The organism is Marinobacter sp. MBR-105 (assembly GCF_053628895.1).
In genome coordinates this window covers 120,242-139,775 of the sequence record NZ_JBRJHG010000013.1, presented here as the reverse complement: position 1 = coordinate 139,775, position 19,534 = coordinate 120,242, and the positions used below count along the sequence as shown (strand labels likewise).

Genomic DNA, 19,534 nt, shown 5'->3' with positions numbered 1-19,534 from the left:
GTGGCCGAGTTCGTTGGAGGCCACGAAAGCACGGCTGAGCTCGTCCTTGACCCGGTGAGACACGCCGATCTCGCCCTCGCACGGCTTCTCGCCGCGCTTGGCTTCGGATTCGATTTGCCGCTTGAGATCATCGACCTTGATCTTGAATTGCCCCAGAATGGTCTTGACCACGTCGCTGTCGGCGAGCGCCAACAGCAGGTGTTCGGTATCGACTTCGGGGCGGCCAAATTCGGCGGCATGTTTGGCGGCCTCCTGCAACAGGGCCTCGGACTGTTCGCTGATACGGCTGGCCAGCCCACTGCCGCGCCGGCGCGCGGTGCCCGTACCGGCCGGGGCGGGTTCGCCGAATGAGGCATCGACTACCTCATCGGTATCGGCCGCCATGGACGGTGCATCGTCACCGATGCGGAAGAAGTCGCTGCCGAGGAAGTCTTCGAACAAACCGCTGCGCGAGCCAAACAGAGCCTCCAGCGGCGAGACGGTGCGCTTTTGCTGGCGCGCCAGTTGGCGATAGTGATCGTCACACAACAGCATGGTGCTGTGACGACCATTGAGATTGGCTTCCACCCGCACCGTGGCGGGCTGGCCGCAGACCTGGCATTGTTTTCTGGCCATGCTCATGCTCCTTGAGAGGACTGATTTGACGAGGCGCTGAAGGTCACGGCGCCTCGCCATTCACTTGGTTTTTCTGTAGAGAACAAGCCGATCGGCGTCAGCCGTTGATCGGGATCGAGCGGCCCTGCTGCTTAGGCGCACTGGCCTCGCGCTTGTCCATCGTGATCGTGAGCACGCCGTTCTTGAAGGCGGCCTTGATCGATTCCTGATTGGCGTTGTCAGGCAGGTTCAGGACACGCTGGAAACTGCCGTAGGAGCGTTCGACGCGATGGAAGCCACCCTCCTTCTTTTCCTGCTCCTGGCGTTTCTCGCCCCGTACCATCAGCACATCGTTGTCGAGCGTGATCTGAATGTCCTTTTCCTCGACGCCAGGAACCTCCAAAGAAATCTTGTACTGCTTGTCGGTTTCCTGGATGTCAAGTACCGGCTTCAGCATGCCCGGCAAGTCCGACGGCCATCGAGGCATGGCCTGTGCCGGAAAGCCGAAGCCTCGAAACGCATCGTCAAAGAGGCGGTCGATCTCGCGATGCAATTGCAGGATGGGACTGACGGGACCGCCTGCCACTGGCAGGTCATTGCGCTGCACGGGCAGCGAGGCAGCGCTCTGTTGTTCTTCCTGTTCTTTCTTAAACCAGTTCCAGGGAGCCAACTTCTTGAAATCAATGTCCATGTCACACCTCCAGAAGAAAAATTGAAGACTCTCGCTCACTCCGTTTGCCTGCGGCGACGGACAGCGCGCCCAGACGACACGGAGTGTTCCGCTGACTTCGGCTGCTCATCTGTACGTATCACCTCCTTCTTTCTGCCTGCTTGGGTCTGATCATTGATCCATCGATCGATTTCACTTTGACGAAACCGCCATGCCCCCCACAATTTCCGCCGTCGTACAGCCTCAATCGAGGATTTTTTTCAAGACCTTGCAAGGTATGGCGCCTAACATGCAGAAAGTCAAGAATCGACATCTCGCGATCTGCTGGGCGATTGATGTGACACAAATTTCCAGAGAGGGTGTGCTGGGGCGGTCCGATCCGGCGTTAGGCAAAGGTTTAATCGGGAGCCTACATGTGCTCCGGGCAGCCGCAGATCAAACACCGATCCTCACGTTATAACCGAGCGCCCGCAGCCCCTTGCTTGTCCGCATGTTCCTTGGTGGAAACTCGTCTGAACGCGCCCAGCCGACGATTTCATCGAGTCTGCTCGGACTATCGCAACCCGACGCCGACCCAGCCGAGATTTTTCACGAAGCAAAACGGCCACTTGGTACGGGCGGGCACCCTCAAGAACAGTGCTTTGCTAACGAACCTCATATGCGGGCGCGGGTTCGGTTCCGTGTTCCATCACCACCTTGCAAGAGAAAAGCCCTTGATATCAGGGACTTTTCTCGTTTCTGGAATAACCCAATCCATGTAGCTCACTCTCAACACTCCGGAAAATGAGGCCATCCATGAACCAACCAGACGACCCGGAAAGCCTCACAGAGCTGGTGGCCAGAATCGGGACCATACCCGGGATAAAGATCGGGTGTCGGTTGGGGATCTGATGGCCGCGGTGGGCGAACGTTCTTTTGGCCCACTGGTGCTGCTGGCCGGTTTAATCACGGTGGCGCCGCTTATTGGCGACATTCCCGGCGCGCCCACCTTGCTGGGCCTGCTGGTCCTACTCACCCTGGGCCAGTTGCTGTGCCAGCGTCGCTCGGTTTGGATTCCCTCCCGTTTATCGAACCGCCGTATTTCCAAACAGAAACTGTTTAAAGGCCTGCAATGGACGGACAAACCTGTCACCATTTGATACAAAGCTGATAACGAATGGCTGCGTATAAAGCTGCTACTATTGCTACATAACCTTTTGATCGCTGGCACCTTGTTTGTGGTCGTCAGCGCATGAATCAATACTGTGAGCTCCGGCAAGGAGCTTTTATCTTTTTTGCAAGGATCGGTTTATGTCCAGCAAAGCGAAGCAGTCCCAGAAACTCCTGCTGTTCCGCCTGTTCGGCTCGCGGCTGTTTGGCATTGGCACTCTGAAAATCCGGGAAATACTTCCGTTTCAGCGATTAACCAAACTGCCCCACAGCCACCATGCCGTGATCGGAACCGCAACCTTCCGGGGCTCGGCCGTGCCGGTCATTGATATGTCTGCGGCCGTAGGCTACCCGGCGCTTACCCGCGAGGAGCAGGAAAAAGCCTCCATCATTGTTACCGACATCCAGCGCCAGGAAATCGGTTTTCTGGTGCGTAGTGTTCAGCAGATTATCGAGACAGACTGGAAGAGCGTGATGCCGCCGCCCAAGGCTCTGGGCACCAATGCCTTTATTACTGGCTTGCTGGATGTGGATGGCGACATTATCCAGCTACTGGATGTGGAGTTGCTGCTGGCCAAGGTGTATCCGGAATCCCTGGATGCCCAGGATGTTGTACTGTCAGATCTTCAGAGCGAAACGCTCAAGTCTCTGAATATCCTGCTGGTAGACGATTCCCAGGTGGCCCGTAAACAGCTGAGCGATGTACTGGACAGCAAAGGCATCAGCTACCACGTCACCACCAATGGCGATGAAGCCCTGCAGGTGATGCTCAGAGAGCACGAGCTGGGGCACCCGATCGAGATTCTGGTAAGCGACATCGAGATGCCGGGGCTGGATGGCTACGAGCTGACCTTCGATGTCCGGGATAACGCCAGCCTCAAGCAACCCTACATTATCCTGCATACCTCACTGAACAGTGAGATGAGCCTGAGCTACGCCAATCAGGTCGGGGCCAACGAGGCCCTGACCAAGTTTGACGCAGATGAACTGTTACAGGCCATGCTGCGTGGAGCTGCCCAGGCCGGCTAAAGCCGGCAGGTGAGCTCCGCCAGCTCTTCATCAAAGACCCGCCGGTTCTCGCTGTAGTCCACCGGCACATCCACCAGGTGGACACCACCGGCCTCCAGTGCGCGCTCGAGGGTCGGGCGCAACTCCTCGGTACGGGTAACCCTGTGGCCAATGGCACCGTAGGAATCCGCGTACTTCACGAAATCCGGGTTGCGGTAATCCAGCCCGAAATCTTCATAGCCATCCTGGCCCTGCTTCCATTTGATCATGCCATACGCACTGTCGTTGATGATCAGCACCACCAGGTTCAGACCAAGGCGAACAGCCGTCTCCAGCTCCTGGCTGTTCATCATGAAGCCGCCATCGCCGCAGATCGACATGACCTTCAGTTCCGGATAGAGCATGGCCGCCATCATACCACTGGGCAGGCCCGCGCCCATGGAGGCCAGAGAATTGTCCAGCAGCACGGTGTTGTTGTCGTAAGCCGGGTAGTTACGGGCAAACCAGAGTTTGTACATACCATTATCCAGCGCAATGATGCCGTCATCCGGCATCACGGATCGCACATCGTGGACAATGCGCTGGGGGATCACCGGAAAGCGGTCATCGGTGGCCCGTTCCTGAAGATGCTTGTCGACCGCCTGTTTCACTTCCATCAGGCCGGTGAAATCGTGGTTGGCACATTGTCCGCAGTGCTCGGCCATGTACTCCACACTGTTGGCAATGTCACCCACCACCTCATGCTGCGGAAAATACACCGGATCGACATCGGCTCCGCTGAAATTCACATGGATGACTTTTTTACCGCCCGGCGTCATGAAGAACGGGGGCTTTTCCACCACATCGTGGCCAACATTAATCACCAGATCCGCCCGGTCGATGGCGCAGTGAACAAAATCGCCGGCGGACAGGGCCGCATTCCCCATGTAACGGGGGTGACGCTCATCAATCACGCCCTTACCCATCTGAGTGGTGAAGAACGGAATGCCCGTCACATCCACCAGATGCAGCAAGGCTTTGGATACCCGTTTACGATTGGCGCCGGCACCAATCATGATCAGTGGATGATGGGCCCTGCGCAGCATGTCACAGGCCATATCCAGGCTCTTCTCGCTGGCCGTTGGCCGGCGGGCATCACTGGGATTAAAGATATGAATGCCCGCTTCGGCGGATTCCTCGGCAATGTCCTCAGGCAGCTCCAGGTGCACAGCACCGGGGCGTTCTTCCGAGGCAAGGCGAAAGGCTTCACGAACCTTGGCGGGGATGGTGTTGGCGTTACTGATCTGGCGGGTGTATTTGGTGAGCGGCCGCATCAGATCCACCACATCCAGAATCTGGAACAGCCCCTGTTTGGAGGACTTGATGGGCTTCTGCCCGGAGATCATCATCATGGGCATGCCGCCCAGCTGGGCGTAGGCCGCGGCCGTCACCAGATTGGTGGCGCCCGGCCCGAGGGTGGACAGGCAAACCCCCACCTGGCCGGTCAGTCGCCCATAGGTCGCCGCCATGAAGCCGGCAGCCTGTTCGTGCCGGTTCAGCACCAGACGGATACTGGAATTGCGTAACGCTTCCAGGAACGCGAGATTCTCTTCACCGGGCACGGCGAAAATGTATTTTACGCCCTCATTCTCAAGTGCCCGGATAAACACTTCGGCGCCGTTAAGCGCCTGTCGATGATCATTGGCCATAACTGTCCTCTTGATCTGAGAATTCTCAAATCAAGAGGATAGCATTACCTGAGCTTGAGCGTTGACAGGGTCCGTTCACGAACGCTGTTGAGCAGCTCCTCATTATCCACCAGAGACTGGCCATAGGATGGCACCAGCTCCTTCATGCGGGACTGCCACTGCTCGCTCCTGATCTTCTCCGGGAAGCAGCGCTCAAGCACATTGATCATGGCGTTAGCCGCAGTAGAAGCCCCGGGAGAGGCACCCAGCAAGGCGGCGAGGGTGCCGTCTTTAGCTGCGACAATCTCGGTGCCGAACTCAAGCTTGCCACCACCCTCTTCGGTCTGCTTGATAATCTGCACCCGCTGGCCAGCCATCTGCAACTTCCAGTCATCTTCACGGGCATCCGGGAAGAAGTTGCGCAGGGAATTCACACGGTCGGCATGGGATTGGAACACTTCGCCGATCAGATAACGGGTGAGGTCCATATTGCTCTTGCTGACTGACAGCATCGGGCGCAGGTTGGTAGCGCGCACCGAACCAATCAGATCGAAGATGGAGCCCTGCTTCAGGAAGCGGGTGGTGAAGCCAGCAAACGGTCCGAACAGCAGGGCAGGTTCGCCATTGATGATGCGGGTATCCAGGTGCGGGACAGACATCGGCGGCGCGCCAATCGGTGCCTTACCGTACACTTTAGAATGGTGCTCCTTGACGATGTCCGGCTTCTGGCACACCAGCCACTGACCACTGACTGGGAAGCCACCGTAACCGCGGGCCTCATCAATGCCAGACTTCTGCAGCAACGGCAGCGCGCCACCACCAGCACCGAGGAACACGAAACCGGCTTCCAGCTTGGTCAGTTCGCCGGTTTTCTGGTTTTTCACCCGCAGTTTCCAGCGGCCATTGTCGCGCTGATCAATGTAGTGCACCGGGCTGCTGAGCATCAGTTCAAAGTTGGGCTGGGTTTCCAGCCATTTCACCATGCTGCGGGTCAATGAACCGAAATCCACGTCGGAACCATGTTTGATTCGGGTCGCGGCCACACGCTGCATAGGATCACGGTGGCGAACTACCAGCGGCATCCACTCTTCGAGATCCTCCGGGCTTTCCGTGTATTCCATTTCCTGGAACAGGTGGTGCCCGCTCAGACGCTCGTAACGGCGCTTTAGAAACGCCACGTCTTTCTCGCCCCAGACGAAACTCTGGTGTGGCGTACGATTAATGAAAGAGGTCGGCTCCGGCAGGATGCCCTGCTCCACCAGGTAAGACCAGAACTGCAACGACACCTCGAACTGGGCATTGATTTTCAACGCCCGCTCAATCTCGACATCGCCATCATCGGTTTCGGGGGTGTAGTTCAGCTCGCAGTAACCGGCATGCCCGGTACCTGCATTGTTCCATCCGTCGGTGCTCTCATGGGCAACGTGGTCAAGACGTTCCACCATGACGATGTCCAGGGACGGATCCAGCTGCCTGAGCATCATGCCGAGGGTCGCGCTCATGACGCCCCCACCGACCAGCACTACATCTGCCTGTCTAACGGCCATTGGTTTTCACCCTAGCTTAGTGTTGAAGCCTGCTGCCACTCCACGATCAGCAAAGTGGCCTGTCGGAAGCCGGCCTGGCGCGAGGTAGACGGCGCTGCCGTGAGCTTCCGGTCTGAAATTGCGCGCAATTATCCCGATTTTCGCCGAAAGAATAAATTGCGATTATCAATTGATGCGTGTCGGTTGCGGGCACCGCTGGCACCAGTGGTGCGATTACCGGTGTGTTGGCACATTGCCCGTCATCTTATCGTTTTGCCGGGATTGTCTCGTGTTTTGTTAACAATATCAGCGCCACTTTAGTCTGATACCCCGTCGCCCAACCATTGGATCATCCGTAGTTACCTGCAACGGCGCGCATCTCAGTGCTGACCAATCGCCCCCTAATACGGTATCTTGTGCGCCAAACACTTTCCTCCTGGCCGTGGGCCGGAGTTTCCCGTTAATCTTTTTGAGGTTTCTCTATGTTGATGGCCATCGGTGCCGTTATTGCCGGCCTGATCCTGCTGGTCTGGAGCGCGGACAAATTTGTGGAAGGAGCCGCCGCCACCGCGAAACACCTGGGCATGCCTACGCTACTGATTGGCATGGTCATTATCGGCTTCGGCACCTCTGCTCCGGAACTTGCGGTCTCTGCCATGGCTGCGTCTGACGGCAACCCCGGCCTGGCTCTCGGAAACGGGTATGGCTCCAATATCACCAACATCGCCCTGATTGTTGGCCTGACCGCCATCATCGCGCCGATCGCCGTGCACTCACAGGTCATCCGCAAAGAACTGCCACTACTGGTCGTACTCACTCTGATTGCCGGTGCGCAACTGATCGACGGAGAGCTGAGCCGACTGGATGGCTGGGTGCTTCTGGGCGTCTTTGCCGCGGTAATGGGTTGGTCCATCTATCAGGGGATACGTGGCAAAGCTGACCCGCTTGGAGGGGATGCTGAGTCCGAAATCGTTGCCCACCCCATGCCCCTGAAAACCGCACTTATCTGGCTGGTAATCGGGCTGATTCTGCTGATTGTCAGTTCAAGGCTTCTGGTTTGGGGTGCGGTCGCTATTGCCCAGAGCCTGGGTGTGAGTGATCTGATCATAGGCCTGACCATTGTGGCTATCGGCACATCACTGCCGGAGCTGGCATCAGCTATTGCCGCCGTGAAGAAAAACGAGCACGACCTGATTCTGGGCAACATCCTGGGCTCAGGTATCTTCAACACCCTGGCCGTGGTGGGGCTCGCCGCGGCGATTCAACCGTTGTCGGTAGACCCTGAGGTGCTGTATCGGGACTGGACGTTAATGCTGGGCCTGACTCTGGCGCTTCTGGTAATGGGCTTCGGCCTGACCGGTTGGCGCAAGCTCGTATCGAGGGTTGACGGTGCCCTGCTGCTGGCCGTTTACATCGGTTACACCGGCTATCTGTTCTCTACCGTGGTCTCCGCCGCCTGAGCATCGCCGGCGGGGCAGTTTATTCTGCCTCGCCGTCGCCCAGTAATTCCTCCAGGTTCTTACGCACGCCCGCCATAATCTCCGCGATGTCGTCCTTGCTTTTTCCTGCCGTGTCGATGGGAGTGCCCACGCGCACGTCCACCGGCTGTCCCAGGTTAATTTGCCAGGTGCGCGCAGGCAGCACCCGATGAATCCCCCGAATCGCCACCGGCACAATCACAGCCTGGGTATCCAGAGCCAGGTGAAAGCATCCCTTCTTGAACGGTAACAGCTGACCATCCGGAGAACGGGTGCCTTCCGGGGCTGCCCACAACACAATGCCGCTTTCCATCATCTGACGGGCTTTCTCCAGATCCTTCACCGCCCGGTTGCGACGGGAACGGTCAATAGAGGGAAACTCGGCGGCTCTCATGGCCTGGCCCAGCAGGGGAATGCTGAACAGCTCTTTCTTGGCGAGCATGCGGATTGAACCTGGCAGCGACACAAAACTGACCGGTATGTCGTAGTGGCTGGCATGGGTGCTCATGATGATGTAGCGCCGGCCATCGTTGAAATCCGGCACTTCTCCGCGAACAACCAGGCTCGCCCGAACCAGCCGCAACAACGCCGCCGACCATTCCCGGCAATATTTGTCGACAATCGGCCGGTTCAGGCGTCCGAACAGGGCCCGCAACAGGATCAAGAGCGAGTACAGCGCTGTCAGCCCCACGGAGCCAATCACGACGCCGGCACGTCGGAGCAGGGTAGCCGATTCAGTGAGCGGGTTTAATTTCAGTCTGACCATCGATCACCTTTCACCAGAGCCGATTTCAGATGGTCGGCCCTAAAAAGAAAGGCGCATTATAGCCGCAACAAAGAGCTCGCGATATTCAGACTCTAGTTCGATTCAGAGAACACCATTGCAATGGAGTTCAGACAATAACGCTGCCCGGTAGGTGGCGGCCCATCAGGGAACACGTGGCCCAGGTGACTGTCGCAACGGGGGCAACGAATTTCGATACGGGTCATTCCAAGACTGGAGTCCTCCAGGTATCGGATATGCTCCGGGTCGAAGGGCTGGAAAAAACTTGGCCAACCAGTGCCGGAATCAAACTTGGAATCGGAGCTGAACAGCGGCAGATCACACAACCGGCAATGATAGGTGCCGGGCTTTTTGTTATCCAGCAACGTGCCACAGAAGGGACGCTCGGTGCCGTGATCGAGCAGCACCCGGCGTTCTTCCTCAGAAAGATGCTCAGCCCGGGCTTCCACTTCTGCCCGGGTTAACGGTGTCAGGTCATAGCCTGCTGCAGATACAGACATCGGTGCCTCCTCAAGCCTGGTCCGGGTCGTCTTTGCTGAATTCAGGCTTCAGCTGTTCGGGCCAGGTGTTGACCAGCTTTTCCATCTTCGGTGCCGCTACCGCCATGATGTATGGTTGCCAGGGATTACGGGCGGCAAAGTTCTGGTGGTGCTCCTCAGCCGGATAAAAGGCTTCCAAGGGCTCCAGGGTGGTCACGATGCGATCCTGATACACGCCGGCGGCATCCAGCTGGCGGATATACGCCTCGGCTACATCGTGCTGCTCTGGGGTCTCATAGAATATCGCGGAGCGATACTGGCTGCCGACATCGTTACCCTGTCGGTTGATCTGGGTGGGATCATGGGCCACCGAGAAGAACAGCTTCAGCAGTTGGCCGAAGCTGACCCGTGCCGGATCATAATGCACCTCGATGACTTCGGCGTGCCCGGTTTTCCCGGTACAGACCGCCTCGTAATTCGCGGTACTGGCTTCACCGCCGGCATAACCAGAGGTCACACGTTGAACACCGTCAACCGCCAGAAAGACCGCTTCCACACACCAGAAACAGCCCCCCGCCAACACCAGCCGGGACTCACCGGCCGCTTCAGGCAGATCCTGTTCAGGGTCCGGGAAACGACTCCTGGGAACACTTAGGCCGGGCAGATTACATGCATCGGTCATGGGCCACTCCGTACACTATACATCGTCGAATGTATCACTGATTGTGGCGTCTCAATACTGAAAAGCCAAATCAGCACCTGTAATTTGCACTACCCAGGGCAACAACCATAATTAAGACAGGAACCACTGATAAGGTTCCGCTCGGCATCAGGGATAACAGCATGACCGCAAGGGTTCGCGTATCGGAAAATCAGGATGAGCTGCTCCACTACCGCCTGAGCCTGAGGCTCGGGCCCGTCCATGCCCGTCAACGCCTCGGCATTGAGCGGGAAACCGAAGCCCGGGTGTTCGGGCGGGACAAGCGCTCGTTCCATCTGGAAAACCTGACCAACGCTCCGAAACTGATTCGTTTCTGCCTGAAGGCCGTGGGGCTGCTACGCCGGGCTCAGGCCAACAGTTTGAAACTCACCACCGAGCACAACACCTTCGTGTTGCCCGATCTCCCTTCGGCCTTCGAGGGCTTCCGCATCCTTCACCTGACCGACCTGCATGTCGATATGGACGAAGCCAACCTGCAGGCAGTTATACGGCAAATCGCCCCGTTGGATTACGATCTGTGCGTTCTGACCGGCGATTACCGCCAACGCACCTGGGGCCCTGTAGACGATGCTTTGGACGGTATGGCCAGACTGCGCCTGGCCATTCACGGCGACGCCTATGCCGTGCTGGGCAACCACGACAGTGTACGAATGGTGCCGGCTCTTGAAGACATGGGCTATCGCCTGCTGATGAATGAAATGGTGCCGCTGGAGCGCGGCGACAGCCGCCTGTACCTGGCCGGTGTGGACGATGCCCACTACTACAAGGTTCACAACCTGCACCGGGCCGGCGACGATATACCCGCAGGGGGAATCAGCCTGTTGCTCAGTCATACGCCGGAAATCTGGCGGGAAGCCGCCCATGCCGGTTACGACCTGTTTCTCTGCGGCCACACCCACGGTGGGCAACTCTGTTTGCCTGGCGGCATCCCGCTGACGCTCGACTCCGATTGCCCGAGGCGCCTTGGCCGCGGGCTCTGGCAGGTAAACGGCATGCAAGGCTACACCTCACCGGGAGCCGGCACTTCGGTCCTGAATGTGCGTCTGAACTGCCCTCCGGAAGTGACCATTCACACCCTCACTCGCGGGCCCTGAGTTCAGTGTGGCTGTTTACGTATACCGAGGCGGTAAAACAGCGGAGAGAACAACATATTGGACAATGCGAACAGAAGGGCAACGGCGACCGCCTCCCACAGTGGCAGCGGCAGCCAGTACCAGGCCATCACCATAGGTAACAGCGCCTCGGGCAGCTGATCCAACCAGACCGCCCTGGCGCTGGAAGCCAATCCCATACGGCGCTTGGTGAAACTGCTGAGCATATCGCCCCACAGCGACAGGAAAGCAAACAGCGCTCCGAACAACCAGCCCAGACCCACCCACAGGGCGAACAGCGCGCAGGTCAGAACGCCGGAAACCAGCCCACGCCAGGTTTTGCTGGGCCCCAGCAGCGGTCGGCCATCGCGCCACAGCCGGCCACCATCGAGGGGCCAACTGCCATGCTGATGAAACAACCGCGCCACAACCACTGGAGACCCGTTGGCCAGCACCAGCATGACAAACAACTCAAGCGACAACAGCACTCTGCTTTCCCCTGTTAACAGCCGGCCAGATCAGGTCAGTCCGCCTCGGGTCAGCTTGAGCGGGTCCATCAGTTCCTCAAGCCGTTTGCGGCTCAATCCGCTCCGCTCCTCGGCAACGTCGATAACCGAGCGCCCGCTACGGTATGCCTCTTTGGCAATATCCGCGGCCAGGGCGTAGCCGATTTCAGGGTTCAATGCCGTCACCAGAACCGGGTTTCGACCCACCCCCGCGTTCAGGTTTTCGGTATTAACGGTGAACCCTTGCAGGGCCTTGTCTGCCAGCAGGTTCGAGGCATTGGCCAGCAACCCGCACATATCCAGCAGATTTGCGCCCACCAGTGGCAGCATCACATTCAACTGGAAGTTGCCGGACTGGCCCGCCATGGCGACAGCCGCATCCAGCCCGGTCACCTGGGCACTCACCATCGCCACCGATTCCGGTATCACCGGGTTCACCTTGCCAGGCATGATGCTGCTGCCCGGCTGCAAGGCCGGCAGGCTGATTTCAGCCAGACCATGGATCGGACCACTGTTCATCCAGCGCAGATCATTGGCGATCTTGGTGAAGACCACGGCCACACCGCGGAACTGGGCAGACAGTGCCACAGGCGCATCAACCGCACTCTGCCCCAGAAACTTGTGCTCCAGCGACCGGAACGGATAGCCCGTATTCTGCTTCAGAAACTTCACAAACTGGCCAGCAAACTCAGAGGCCGCATTCACCCCGGTACCTACCGCGGTACCGCCCTGGGGTAGTGCCGCCAGGTCCTCCATGGCCCGCTCAAGGCGAAGCTCGGTCGCCGCGACCTGCTCCCGCCAGGTTCTGAGCTCCTGGCCAAGTGTCACCGGCATGGCATCCATCAGATGGGTGCGCCCGGTCTTCACCTGCCCGGACAGTTCAGCCTCCCGGCCGTAGATCACTCCCCGGAGATGCGACAGCGCCGGCAGCAGCCGGCTTTTCACTGCCAGCACTGCGCTGACATGGATCGCAGTCGGGATCACGTCGTTGGAACTCTGGCTCATGTTGACGTGATCATTGGGATTTACCTCCACGCCCTGCTCGCGCGCCAGAGCCGAGATCACCTCGTTCACGTTCATGTTGGTGCTGGTACCGGAGCCGGTCTGGTAACGGTCCACCGGAAACTGATCCGCATGTTCCCCTTTCAGCAACCGGTCGCAGGCGTCACAAATGGCATCACGCAGTTCCGGCTCCAGCAAGCCCAGTGACGCGTTGGCCTGGGCCGCCGCACGTTTGACCTGAACCACAGAGGCAATGAATTCGGGCGGCATCGGCTGCCCGCTGACCGGAAAATTGTCCACCGCACGCTGGGTCTGCGCGCCCCAGAGCGCACTGGCCGGTACCCGGACCTCACCCAGGCTGTCTTTTTCAGTTCTGAACTCGGTCATCACATCCTCCTTATGTCACGCTCGATAGCTTCCCACAGCGGCCCTCAGGTGCCGTTACCATGGGATTTCAGGCGGACATGGTCGCAGATGCCGGTCACCTGCTCAAAATTCAGAATCAGTGTGTGCACGGTATTGGTGTAGGTGTCGTGCAGGTGAAACTTGAAGCGGCTCTGCTTCTCGCCCTGCAGAAAGGCATCGTACTCGCGCACCAGCTCTCGTACATCACCGCCGGAGTCCTGGCTCCAAGTGGCGTTGAACGGACCCATTACGGCGCCACCGGCAAGGCAGATGGTGACTTCGTGGTTAGTGAGATGGCCGTCTTGAGTGGTCATGACATTTCCCTCCTGAAAGCACTCAGCGATAAGTGTAGTCGCTCTCAGGCACCGGGCTCTGGCAATTGCCAAAGTCATCACAGAAACAAACATTTCCGGCAACCCATCCTGCATTTGTAGGATTTTCCTACAAAACGACGAATGCCACCCTGATAACCTGTCCAGCCGATTCGATATCAAGGAACGACCGGTAAACATGGGGCACTTCCACTCACCTGCGGTTTTACTGCGCTACCATAGCGAAGGGGCAAAGCAGACGTTCGAGGCCTTGTTCGCGCAGGACTTCTCGATACACGCCTTTAGCTCGGATGAGGCAGTGCTTGAGCACATAGCGGCCGCTGAAGCACCGCCCGCAGCGCTGGTGATAGCCGGATGCGAAACCTCAACCGCCATTAACTCCACTCTGCTGGTCCAGGCCAGAACACAATATCCCGCCGTGCTCCGGGTGTTGATAACCGAGCGCGTTATCCTGAGCGAACTGGTGGCGCTGCTGGACACCCAGGTAATCGATCGTTGCTTCGAGCAGCCCCTGGACCCAGACCTCATACGCTCACACCTTTTGACAGCGGCCCTGACAAGCCCGGAGCTGTCCGGCCAGACCGAGCACCAGCCATCGCTGCCGAACACCGAGGGGCAGCGCCCCGTTGTGCTCATTGTCGATGACGAACCTGCCGCCACGAAATATCTGATCCGTCAACTCGAACACCTGCAGGATGAGTTCTCCCTGCTTTCCGCAGACACTGCGGAAGCGGCACTGGAACATCTGCGAACGCCAGGCGCGCCCATTGCAGTGGTGATGACGGACCAGCGGATGCCGGGCATGCAGGGCAAAGAGCTGCTGGATGAGTTGCGTCAGTCTCATCCGGCTGTTGTCCGGATTCTGACTTCCGCCTGGGGCGAGGTGGACGTTGCCCTCAATGCCGTGAATGAAGGCCGGATCTTTCGCTACCAGAAAAAACCCTGGCAAGCACAAACCTTGCTGCCACTGTTCCGGGAAGCCATCGCTCGCCACCGTGAGCTGGCGTCGGCCCTGGACAACACCCGCTGCGAAACCCGGAAACGCTTTGCCGAGCTTCGCCTGCAACGCCACGGCAGGCTCGTCGATCATCTGAGGCCGATCCTGAGCGCCCAGGTTCCCGATACCACACTGAACGCTTTTCTGGATACCGTGGCCAGCATTGACCACCTGCCTGCGGCGAAAGCACACCTCAGGGCCAGCCAGGACATGCATCTGGAACAGGAGCTTGTCCGGCGGTTCTGCGACCATGTGCGGCAGGAACTCAGTCGGCTGGAAAACATCGTCCCGGCAGGCCCCGGGCAGAGCCGGATGACGTCACTATTCAGCGGGACCCCGCCCCAGGAACGGGCCACATCGTCTCCACCCTGCTCGCCGGCAGAATTACTGGGGCAAGCCCTCAACACCCTGCTTGTCAGCTCCGGTCTTGACTGGAGCCACCTGGTGCTAACCGAGAGTCGCGATCAGCTTCACGTAGCCCCGGAACAACCGCTACGCATCTACAGCCATCTACTGGCTCCGCTAACGCGGCTCTCCGATCCGCTTCTTGAACAACAGGCAGCACTTCTGATGCTGTTCGTCACCACCAGCCTGCTGGGCGGGGACGTCAGTGCTGAGGCAGATGGCCAGTGCCTGCATCTGGCCATTACCCTGCCGGTACTCCCGGGATCGGGTAACTGACCGTGAACCCTCAGCGCAGACTCCGGCTGTTCGCGACCGTCAGCCACCGTCTTTTCCGCGACGGTTTGCTATTCCAGATTCTTCATAACGAAGACATTGAGTTAGTAGGCGAATCCGAGACCGGCGTTGAGACGCTGCAACGCCTGGCTGCTGTCAGACCCGGCGTGCTATTGATTGAAGAGAATCTGAAAGACAATGATGGACTCACCATTGCTGAAAATGCCCTCAGCCTGCACCCGGCGCTCTCGGTGCTGCTGATCTCCGACACTCCGGTCAACAGCTCGCGCATGGCGATTTACCTGGAATCAGGAATCAAGGCGGTGGTCTCGAAACAGCAGTCGATCCAGGAACTGATCAAAACCCTGTTCTACATTCGCAGCGGTCAGGTATACCTTGGCAACTGGCAATCAACACGCGACCGGGCTGATGACGCTCTTACCGCTTACCAGGCGTTGTCCGGCCGCGAACGGGAGGTGGCGAGACTGATGTCACAGCGGATCGCGGTTCGAGATATCGCTGAGGAACTGGGGGTGTCCTGTAAAACGGTGCATTCCTACAAGGACCGGATCTTCGTCAAGCTGGGCTTCGAACGCCTGCCGGAGCTGATTCTGTTTATGCAAAGACATCACCAAAGGGCGTTACCATGAACCTGCTCTCCGGTATTGAGCAGATCAAACAGCTGCCCGTTGATCGGCAACGGCGGTTCGAACGTTTTTCGCGCACCCAGTACCGGTACCGCGTGCTGCCGCTGTTCGCCGATGTTTACCTGATCATCGCGTTTATCGGCACCCTGCTTTTCCTGGCCGGACAGCTCTCGCACTCGGTGGAGCCCCCGGTGTTTGCCGGTTACCTGCTCTACACCGGGGTGCTGACAGCGCTCATTCTGGCTCATCGCTTCACCCGGTTGCGGCGAGCGGCACCGCTGGTTGTCTATCTCGTATTCATCAACATGGCGACATTCAGCTACCTCGGCTATATCGGTGCCGGCGCCGCCATCGCGCCTGTGGTGGGGCTGTTCTTTTTTATCAGCTCGGTCGGCATCATCACCCTGTCGCTGAAGCACACCAGCATCATTTTGGCGGCCAACCTGATACTTCTGGTGCTGGCCACCGCGGTCACAGTCCCGGCCGATCAGATTGTCACCGTGCTTATCGGCGTAATCACCAACTGGCTGATTCTGATGTGCCTGGTGGTGTCACCGTTATCGGCGTGGTTTTTCTCCCAGTTCCTGCGCAACCTGCTGGCCCTGCAGTTTCTGCTCAGAGATCGAAACCGGCAACTTTCCCGCGCCTTGCAGACACTGGAGGCCACCGAGGACAAACTGGCCCAGGAGCAGAAACACCAGGCCCTGAGCCACATGGCCAAGGGTCTGCTGCACGAGATTACCAATCCGCTCAATTGCGCCATACAGGCGGTAGACTTTTCCGCGGCGATCAACCGGAATCCGGACGTAGCCGAGGCGCTGGACGATGCGGCAAGCCATCAACACCGGATTGCAGAGATCGTCTCGGATCTGATCGAATTCTCCCGCCCGGCGCCGGATCATGGCCCGGAGGCTGTAAATCTCGACAAGCTGGTGCAAACGGCGCTGCGATTTTGCCGGCACCAGTTGCAGGGCACCGCAGTCACCACCCAGATCCCCGCTGGCCTCTCGGTCGCCTGTTTTCCGTCACCGCTGATTCAGGTGTTCGTCAACCTCCTGATGAATGCATCGTCAGCCATCCGTGCTGCTAGCCCTGCACGACCGCAAATCCGGATTACCGCTGCCTCCACCGAAGCCGTGACCAGCATTACCGTCCGGGATAATGGCAAAGGCATCAACTCCAGTGACCTGCAGCGACTGACTGACCCGTTTTTCTCCACCAGCGAGACGCCGGATAACCTGGGGCTGGGGTTGAGTATCTGCCACACCATCATGCGGCATCATCGTGGCACCATGAAAATTGCCAGCGAACCCGGGCAATGGACCGAGGTGATACTGGAACTACCCCGGCATATCGATGGGCCCGACAAAAGCACTCGCCCTCCCAGCTAAAACCGGTAAACCAGCCGCAGGGTCGCGGCATTACCCCCGGGATCCGGCGACAGACGATTACCGCTGATCTCCGGCATCAGGTAATTCAAGCGAAGCTGAATGTCTTTACCCAGATAGTAATTCAGGCCCACGGTGGTGACGCTGGCTTCCGCCCCGATGCTTCGATCCCTCAGATCAACGGCACTGTAACGCGCCACCAGTTCCAAGGCGCCGCCGTTACTCTTTGGTTTGATGCGTTTGAACTCGCCCCGCTCGTAGGGGCGCTGGTCGTCGGTCAACAGCAGGCCGGCCTGGACATAGCCCCCGGTAAACCGCCACCATTCTCCGCCTTTACGACGCACCTCCTGAGCCATGACTTCTGCTGTCACGGTCAACCGATGAAACTGCCAACCGGCCTCCACGCCCGCAAGCCTGCTTTCACGGGCCTCAAAGCGGGGACTGCGGACCACGTTGTCAGCGCTGAACACCTCGGCCTCATCCTTGATCTGGAATTCCTCCTCACGATGCTGGCGCCAGGATGCTGCTGCACCGAGATGGAGTACCTGATCCTCCGAGCGGGCGGGAGCACGGGAGACTCTGGCAGTTACAGCGCTGCCGTCTTCCGGTTTACGTTCATCGCTGAATAACCCCAGCGCCCAGGTTGAGGATTTCCGGTACTGCCCCACCATAACCCCCAGTGAACGGCCCGGCGCAAAGGCCGAGGTAGCCATTGAGCGCTCACCCGCACTGAGACTTGAGTAGCTGGTCAGCCGTTCCATACCGAACGGCTCCTTAAACTGGCCCAGCCGGACGGCAAGGCGATCAGGGCCGTTGTACTGAACATAGGCATCGCCCAACTCTGCGTCTTTGTTGTCGCCTTCAATCTCGTAGCCGCCGTCAATCTCGGCCTCCCAGGCGTCGCCCCACGCCAGTTCAACCTGGAGCTTGGCGTTGCGCAACACGCCACGCGTCGTGGATTCTTCTCCGTCCTCATCGTGGAACGCGCCGTAGTGGTCGACACCGCCCGCGATGTAACCACTCACCTCCGCCTGAGCCCCCCCGTCACCATCACTCGCCAGGGCGCCTGAACCAATCATCGGCAGCAGCGCAAAGGCCAGCAGTTTGCCCGCTTGCTCATTCATGCCCCGCCTCCAGGTGATAGTGCATTCGAAGCATCGCGGTGTCTCTCAGGTAGCTGACAGACACCACATCAACCCGGAACACATCCAGTCCGGTGCGTTCCCTGAGATCGGCAATCAAGGCTGCCTGTTGTTGCCGGTGGACGTTCTCGATCTTTTCGTATTCCACCTCCTTCTCACCGTGTCGCGGTAACAGGATGCGGGTCTCGAGCACAACCGCCAGGGCGATGACCAGGCCATTCAGCATGATCAACTCCAGGTGGTGCATGGTCCCGACTGCCGCCAGCAAGGCCATGGCGATCACCAGGAACAGGTAGGTCATCTCCTTGATACCCAGGGCTTCGGTGCGATAACGCAGCATCGAGAACACGGCAAACAGGCCAAAGGCAAAGCCCATCGTGACCGTGACCGAATGCAGCAGCGCCGTCACCAGAAACACGCCAACGCCGAAGAGAATGAAAGAGGCGGCATTCTCCCGGTGACGGGAATAGCGGTAATAACAGCGAATCAATACCAATACCGAGGCCGCGTTAATCAACAGCCGGATAACAAAATGGAGGTCAACTGCAGATTCCATGAACGCTCCTTAACAACGGTTTGAATCGATTGGTTTTCAGGTTGTCTCCGTCCAGAAAAACCCGACCAACGCAGTACTTGCTGAAAGTCACCGGCCTGTATCCGAGCGCGGCCAGACGCGCCATCAAAGGCGAGCCAGAGGCTTTCCGGTCATATTTGATTTCGAAAATGGCAAGACCTGGGAGCGCAACGGAATGCTGTCGATCAGGCGTCTGGAATGAGAGCCCGGTATCCACCGTCACCCGCTCATGGCCGTCCCGCCGGAGCAAGGTCATCCGTTCATATCGGACAAAAAGTGCCGGCCGCATCCCTGCAGCCGGAAGGCCGAATTGCCCGGAAAGGAAATCATTGATGACGTGCGGGTCCCGACCGTCTCCGGTTAACGGCAAGCGGGTTTTGATGGTGCGTTGCCGGTTGATCTTCTTCTTGACTTCAAGAAAGCTCTCTCCGCTTTGCCGGTAGTGACGAATCCGCAGCTTGAAACGATTGAGCTTGCCGTTGTGATGATCCAGATACAGCTGGCTGTCCGGCGTATCCAGATACAGGGTGTCGTAGGTAAAACGCCGAGCCGCCCCAATCTCAAGCATCGAATACTCGCGCTCCAGGCCCTGAAGACACTGGTCTAGCTCCTGAGCCGGAATCATGAACTTGGTGTCCACACGGTTCATCAGGAGCGCTCTTGACTGCGCCTCAAGGGAATGCCCGGCAAATCTCG

Annotated in this window: 20 protein-coding genes; 7 read left to right on the top strand and 13 right to left on the bottom strand. The window is 58.5% G+C overall.

Going from position 1 to position 19,534, the window contains the following annotated elements; translation table 11 throughout:
* Both ACSSVV_RS15465 and ACSSVV_RS15460 read right to left on the bottom strand, forming a co-directional pair.
* On the bottom strand, positions 1-615 hold a 615-nt coding region (locus ACSSVV_RS15465; RefSeq protein ID WP_454106512.1), incomplete at its 3' end, for a Clp protease N-terminal domain-containing protein.
* Positions 616-712: 97 nt separating this feature from the next.
* Positions 713-1,285, bottom strand: a complete 573-nt coding sequence (locus ACSSVV_RS15460) for an Hsp20/alpha crystallin family protein (protein WP_022993052.1) — start codon at positions 1,283-1,285, stop codon at positions 713-715.
* Between the two features lie 851 nt (positions 1,286-2,136).
* On the opposite strand from ACSSVV_RS15460, the gene ACSSVV_RS15455 reads away from it, so the two are divergent.
* Together ACSSVV_RS15455 and ACSSVV_RS15450 are read left to right on the top strand one after the other, a co-directional pair.
* On the top strand, positions 2,137-2,403 hold the full coding sequence (locus tag ACSSVV_RS15455) for an exopolysaccharide biosynthesis protein (protein ID WP_022993053.1): 267 nt from the start codon (positions 2,137-2,139) through the stop codon (positions 2,401-2,403).
* A gap of 151 nt (positions 2,404-2,554) precedes the next feature.
* Positions 2,555-3,442: a chemotaxis protein gene (locus ACSSVV_RS15450; protein ID WP_199452738.1), complete on the top strand. Its 888-nt coding sequence runs from the start codon at positions 2,555-2,557 to the stop codon at positions 3,440-3,442.
* Here ACSSVV_RS15450 and ACSSVV_RS15445 read toward each other — a convergent pair.
* Both ACSSVV_RS15445 and mqo read right to left on the bottom strand, forming a co-directional pair.
* Positions 3,439-5,109 carry an acetolactate synthase large subunit gene (locus ACSSVV_RS15445; RefSeq protein ID WP_199452740.1) on the bottom strand — a complete coding sequence of 557 codons (1,671 nt, stop codon included), beginning with the start codon at positions 5,107-5,109 and terminating at the stop codon, positions 3,439-3,441. The two genes, ACSSVV_RS15450 and ACSSVV_RS15445, sit on opposite strands and share 4 nt — an antisense overlap.
* 44 nt (positions 5,110-5,153) lie before the next feature.
* Positions 5,154-6,635 carry a malate dehydrogenase (quinone) gene (mqo, locus tag ACSSVV_RS15440; protein WP_286714516.1) on the bottom strand — a complete coding sequence of 494 codons (1,482 nt, stop codon included), beginning with the start codon at positions 6,633-6,635 and terminating at the stop codon, positions 5,154-5,156.
* Positions 6,636-7,096: 461 nt separating this feature from the next.
* On the opposite strand from mqo, the gene ACSSVV_RS15435 reads away from it, so the two are divergent.
* On the top strand, positions 7,097-8,074 hold the full coding sequence (locus ACSSVV_RS15435) for a calcium/sodium antiporter (protein WP_183577171.1): 978 nt from the start codon (positions 7,097-7,099) through the stop codon (positions 8,072-8,074).
* 19 nt (positions 8,075-8,093) lie between these two features.
* On the opposite strand, the gene ACSSVV_RS15430 is transcribed toward ACSSVV_RS15435, so the two are convergent.
* From ACSSVV_RS15430 to msrA, 3 genes are all read right to left on the bottom strand, one after another.
* On the bottom strand, positions 8,094-8,858 hold the full coding sequence (locus ACSSVV_RS15430; protein ID WP_114433895.1) for a lysophospholipid acyltransferase family protein: 765 nt from the start codon (positions 8,856-8,858) through the stop codon (positions 8,094-8,096).
* Between the two features lie 92 nt (positions 8,859-8,950).
* Positions 8,951-9,376, bottom strand: coding sequence for a peptide-methionine (R)-S-oxide reductase MsrB (msrB, locus tag ACSSVV_RS15425; RefSeq protein ID WP_011786813.1), 426 nt, complete (start codon positions 9,374-9,376; stop codon positions 8,951-8,953).
* 10 nt (positions 9,377-9,386) lie between these two features.
* Entirely contained in the window at positions 9,387-10,037 is a 651-nt protein-coding gene (msrA, locus tag ACSSVV_RS15420) for a peptide-methionine (S)-S-oxide reductase MsrA (protein WP_454106511.1), read from the bottom strand.
* Between the two features lie 161 nt (positions 10,038-10,198).
* Here msrA and ACSSVV_RS15415 point away from each other — a divergent pair, with 161 nt between their 5' ends.
* On the top strand, positions 10,199-11,170 hold the full coding sequence (locus ACSSVV_RS15415) for a metallophosphoesterase (RefSeq protein WP_011786815.1): 972 nt from the start codon (positions 10,199-10,201) through the stop codon (positions 11,168-11,170).
* Between the two features lie 2 nt (positions 11,171-11,172).
* Here the strand turns inward: ACSSVV_RS15415 and ACSSVV_RS15410 are convergent, their stop codons facing one another.
* Genes ACSSVV_RS15410 through ACSSVV_RS15400 form a run of 3 tightly spaced genes read right to left on the bottom strand, consistent with a single transcriptional unit; the run spans position 11,173 to position 13,394 of the window.
* Positions 11,173-11,655 carry a CDP-archaeol synthase gene (locus ACSSVV_RS15410; protein WP_011786816.1) on the bottom strand — a complete coding sequence of 161 codons (483 nt, stop codon included), beginning with the start codon at positions 11,653-11,655 and terminating at the stop codon, positions 11,173-11,175.
* A 30-nt stretch (positions 11,656-11,685) separates the two neighbouring features.
* Entirely contained in the window at positions 11,686-13,062 is a 1,377-nt protein-coding gene (locus ACSSVV_RS15405) for a class II fumarate hydratase (protein ID WP_370229388.1), read from the bottom strand.
* Positions 13,063-13,106: 44 nt separating this feature from the next.
* The gene (locus tag ACSSVV_RS15400; RefSeq protein WP_454106510.1) at positions 13,107-13,394 is read right to left on the bottom strand and encodes a hypothetical protein; all 288 of its coding nucleotides are present in this window, start codon (positions 13,392-13,394) and stop codon (positions 13,107-13,109) included.
* Between the two features lie 196 nt (positions 13,395-13,590).
* On the opposite strand from ACSSVV_RS15400, the gene ACSSVV_RS15395 reads away from it, so the two are divergent.
* From ACSSVV_RS15395 to ACSSVV_RS15385, 3 genes are read left to right on the top strand one after another with little or no spacing between them, the layout of a single operon-like run.
* The gene (locus tag ACSSVV_RS15395) at positions 13,591-15,090 is read left to right on the top strand and encodes a response regulator (protein ID WP_370229386.1); all 1,500 of its coding nucleotides are present in this window, start codon (positions 13,591-13,593) and stop codon (positions 15,088-15,090) included.
* 2 nt (positions 15,091-15,092) lie between these two features.
* Entirely contained in the window at positions 15,093-15,737 is a 645-nt protein-coding gene (locus tag ACSSVV_RS15390) for a response regulator transcription factor (RefSeq protein ID WP_023009659.1), read from the top strand.
* Positions 15,734-17,125 (top strand): sensor histidine kinase, encoded by a 1,392-nt coding sequence (locus tag ACSSVV_RS15385; protein ID WP_454106509.1) that lies wholly within the window; start codon positions 15,734-15,736, stop codon positions 17,123-17,125. The genes ACSSVV_RS15390 and ACSSVV_RS15385 overlap by 4 nt, the downstream gene beginning before the upstream one ends.
* Here the strand turns inward: ACSSVV_RS15385 and ACSSVV_RS15380 are convergent.
* The 3 genes from ACSSVV_RS15380 to ACSSVV_RS15370 are packed head-to-tail and all read right to left on the bottom strand — an operon-like array spanning position 17,122 to position 19,487.
* A complete protein-coding gene (locus tag ACSSVV_RS15380) occupies positions 17,122-18,246 on the bottom strand; it encodes an OprO/OprP family phosphate-selective porin (protein WP_454106508.1) in 1,125 nt (374 codons plus the stop codon). The genes ACSSVV_RS15385 and ACSSVV_RS15380 overlap by 4 nt on opposite strands.
* The gene (locus tag ACSSVV_RS15375; RefSeq protein ID WP_014422641.1) at positions 18,239-18,820 is read right to left on the bottom strand and encodes a DUF4956 domain-containing protein; all 582 of its coding nucleotides are present in this window, start codon (positions 18,818-18,820) and stop codon (positions 18,239-18,241) included. The genes ACSSVV_RS15380 and ACSSVV_RS15375 overlap by 8 nt, the downstream gene beginning before the upstream one ends.
* Entirely contained in the window at positions 18,804-19,487 is a 684-nt protein-coding gene (locus ACSSVV_RS15370) for a polyphosphate polymerase domain-containing protein (protein ID WP_454106507.1), read from the bottom strand. Before ACSSVV_RS15370 ends, ACSSVV_RS15375 begins: the two co-directional genes overlap by 17 nt.
* Between the last annotated feature and the right edge of the window lie 47 nt (positions 19,488-19,534).

What these genes read in the sequence shown, in the direction of transcription:
- ACSSVV_RS15460 (WP_022993052.1), bottom strand. Translation starts at nt 1,285, where the DNA reads ATGGACATTGATTTCAAGAAGTTGGCTCCCTGGAACTGGTTTAAGAAA.
- ACSSVV_RS15450 (WP_199452738.1), top strand. Translation starts at nt 2,555, where the DNA reads ATGTCCAGCAAAGCGAAGCAGTCCCAGAAACTCCTGCTGTTCCGCCTG.
- ACSSVV_RS15445 (WP_199452740.1), bottom strand. Translation starts at nt 5,109, where the DNA reads ATGGCCAATGATCATCGACAGGCGCTTAACGGCGCCGAAGTGTTTATC.
- mqo (WP_286714516.1), bottom strand. Translation starts at nt 6,635, where the DNA reads ATGGCCGTTAGACAGGCAGATGTAGTGCTGGTCGGTGGGGGCGTCATG.
- ACSSVV_RS15435 (WP_183577171.1), top strand. Translation starts at nt 7,097, where the DNA reads ATGTTGATGGCCATCGGTGCCGTTATTGCCGGCCTGATCCTGCTGGTC.
- ACSSVV_RS15430 (WP_114433895.1), bottom strand. Translation starts at nt 8,858, where the DNA reads ATGGTCAGACTGAAATTAAACCCGCTCACTGAATCGGCTACCCTGCTC.
- msrB (WP_011786813.1), bottom strand. Translation starts at nt 9,376, where the DNA reads ATGTCTGTATCTGCAGCAGGCTATGACCTGACACCGTTAACCCGGGCA.
- msrA (WP_454106511.1), bottom strand. Translation starts at nt 10,037, where the DNA reads ATGACCGATGCATGTAATCTGCCCGGCCTAAGTGTTCCCAGGAGTCGT.
- ACSSVV_RS15415 (WP_011786815.1), top strand. Translation starts at nt 10,199, where the DNA reads ATGACCGCAAGGGTTCGCGTATCGGAAAATCAGGATGAGCTGCTCCAC.
- ACSSVV_RS15405 (WP_370229388.1), bottom strand. Translation starts at nt 13,062, where the DNA reads ATGACCGAGTTCAGAACTGAAAAAGACAGCCTGGGTGAGGTCCGGGTA.
- ACSSVV_RS15400 (WP_454106510.1), bottom strand. Translation starts at nt 13,394, where the DNA reads ATGACCACTCAAGACGGCCATCTCACTAACCACGAAGTCACCATCTGC.
- ACSSVV_RS15395 (WP_370229386.1), top strand. Translation starts at nt 13,591, where the DNA reads ATGGGGCACTTCCACTCACCTGCGGTTTTACTGCGCTACCATAGCGAA.
- ACSSVV_RS15385 (WP_454106509.1), top strand. Translation starts at nt 15,734, where the DNA reads ATGAACCTGCTCTCCGGTATTGAGCAGATCAAACAGCTGCCCGTTGAT.
- ACSSVV_RS15380 (WP_454106508.1), bottom strand. Translation starts at nt 18,246, where the DNA reads ATGAATGAGCAAGCGGGCAAACTGCTGGCCTTTGCGCTGCTGCCGATG.
- ACSSVV_RS15375 (WP_014422641.1), bottom strand. Translation starts at nt 18,820, where the DNA reads ATGGAATCTGCAGTTGACCTCCATTTTGTTATCCGGCTGTTGATTAAC.
- ACSSVV_RS15370 (WP_454106507.1), bottom strand. Translation starts at nt 19,487, where the DNA reads ATGAACCGTGTGGACACCAAGTTCATGATTCCGGCTCAGGAGCTAGAC.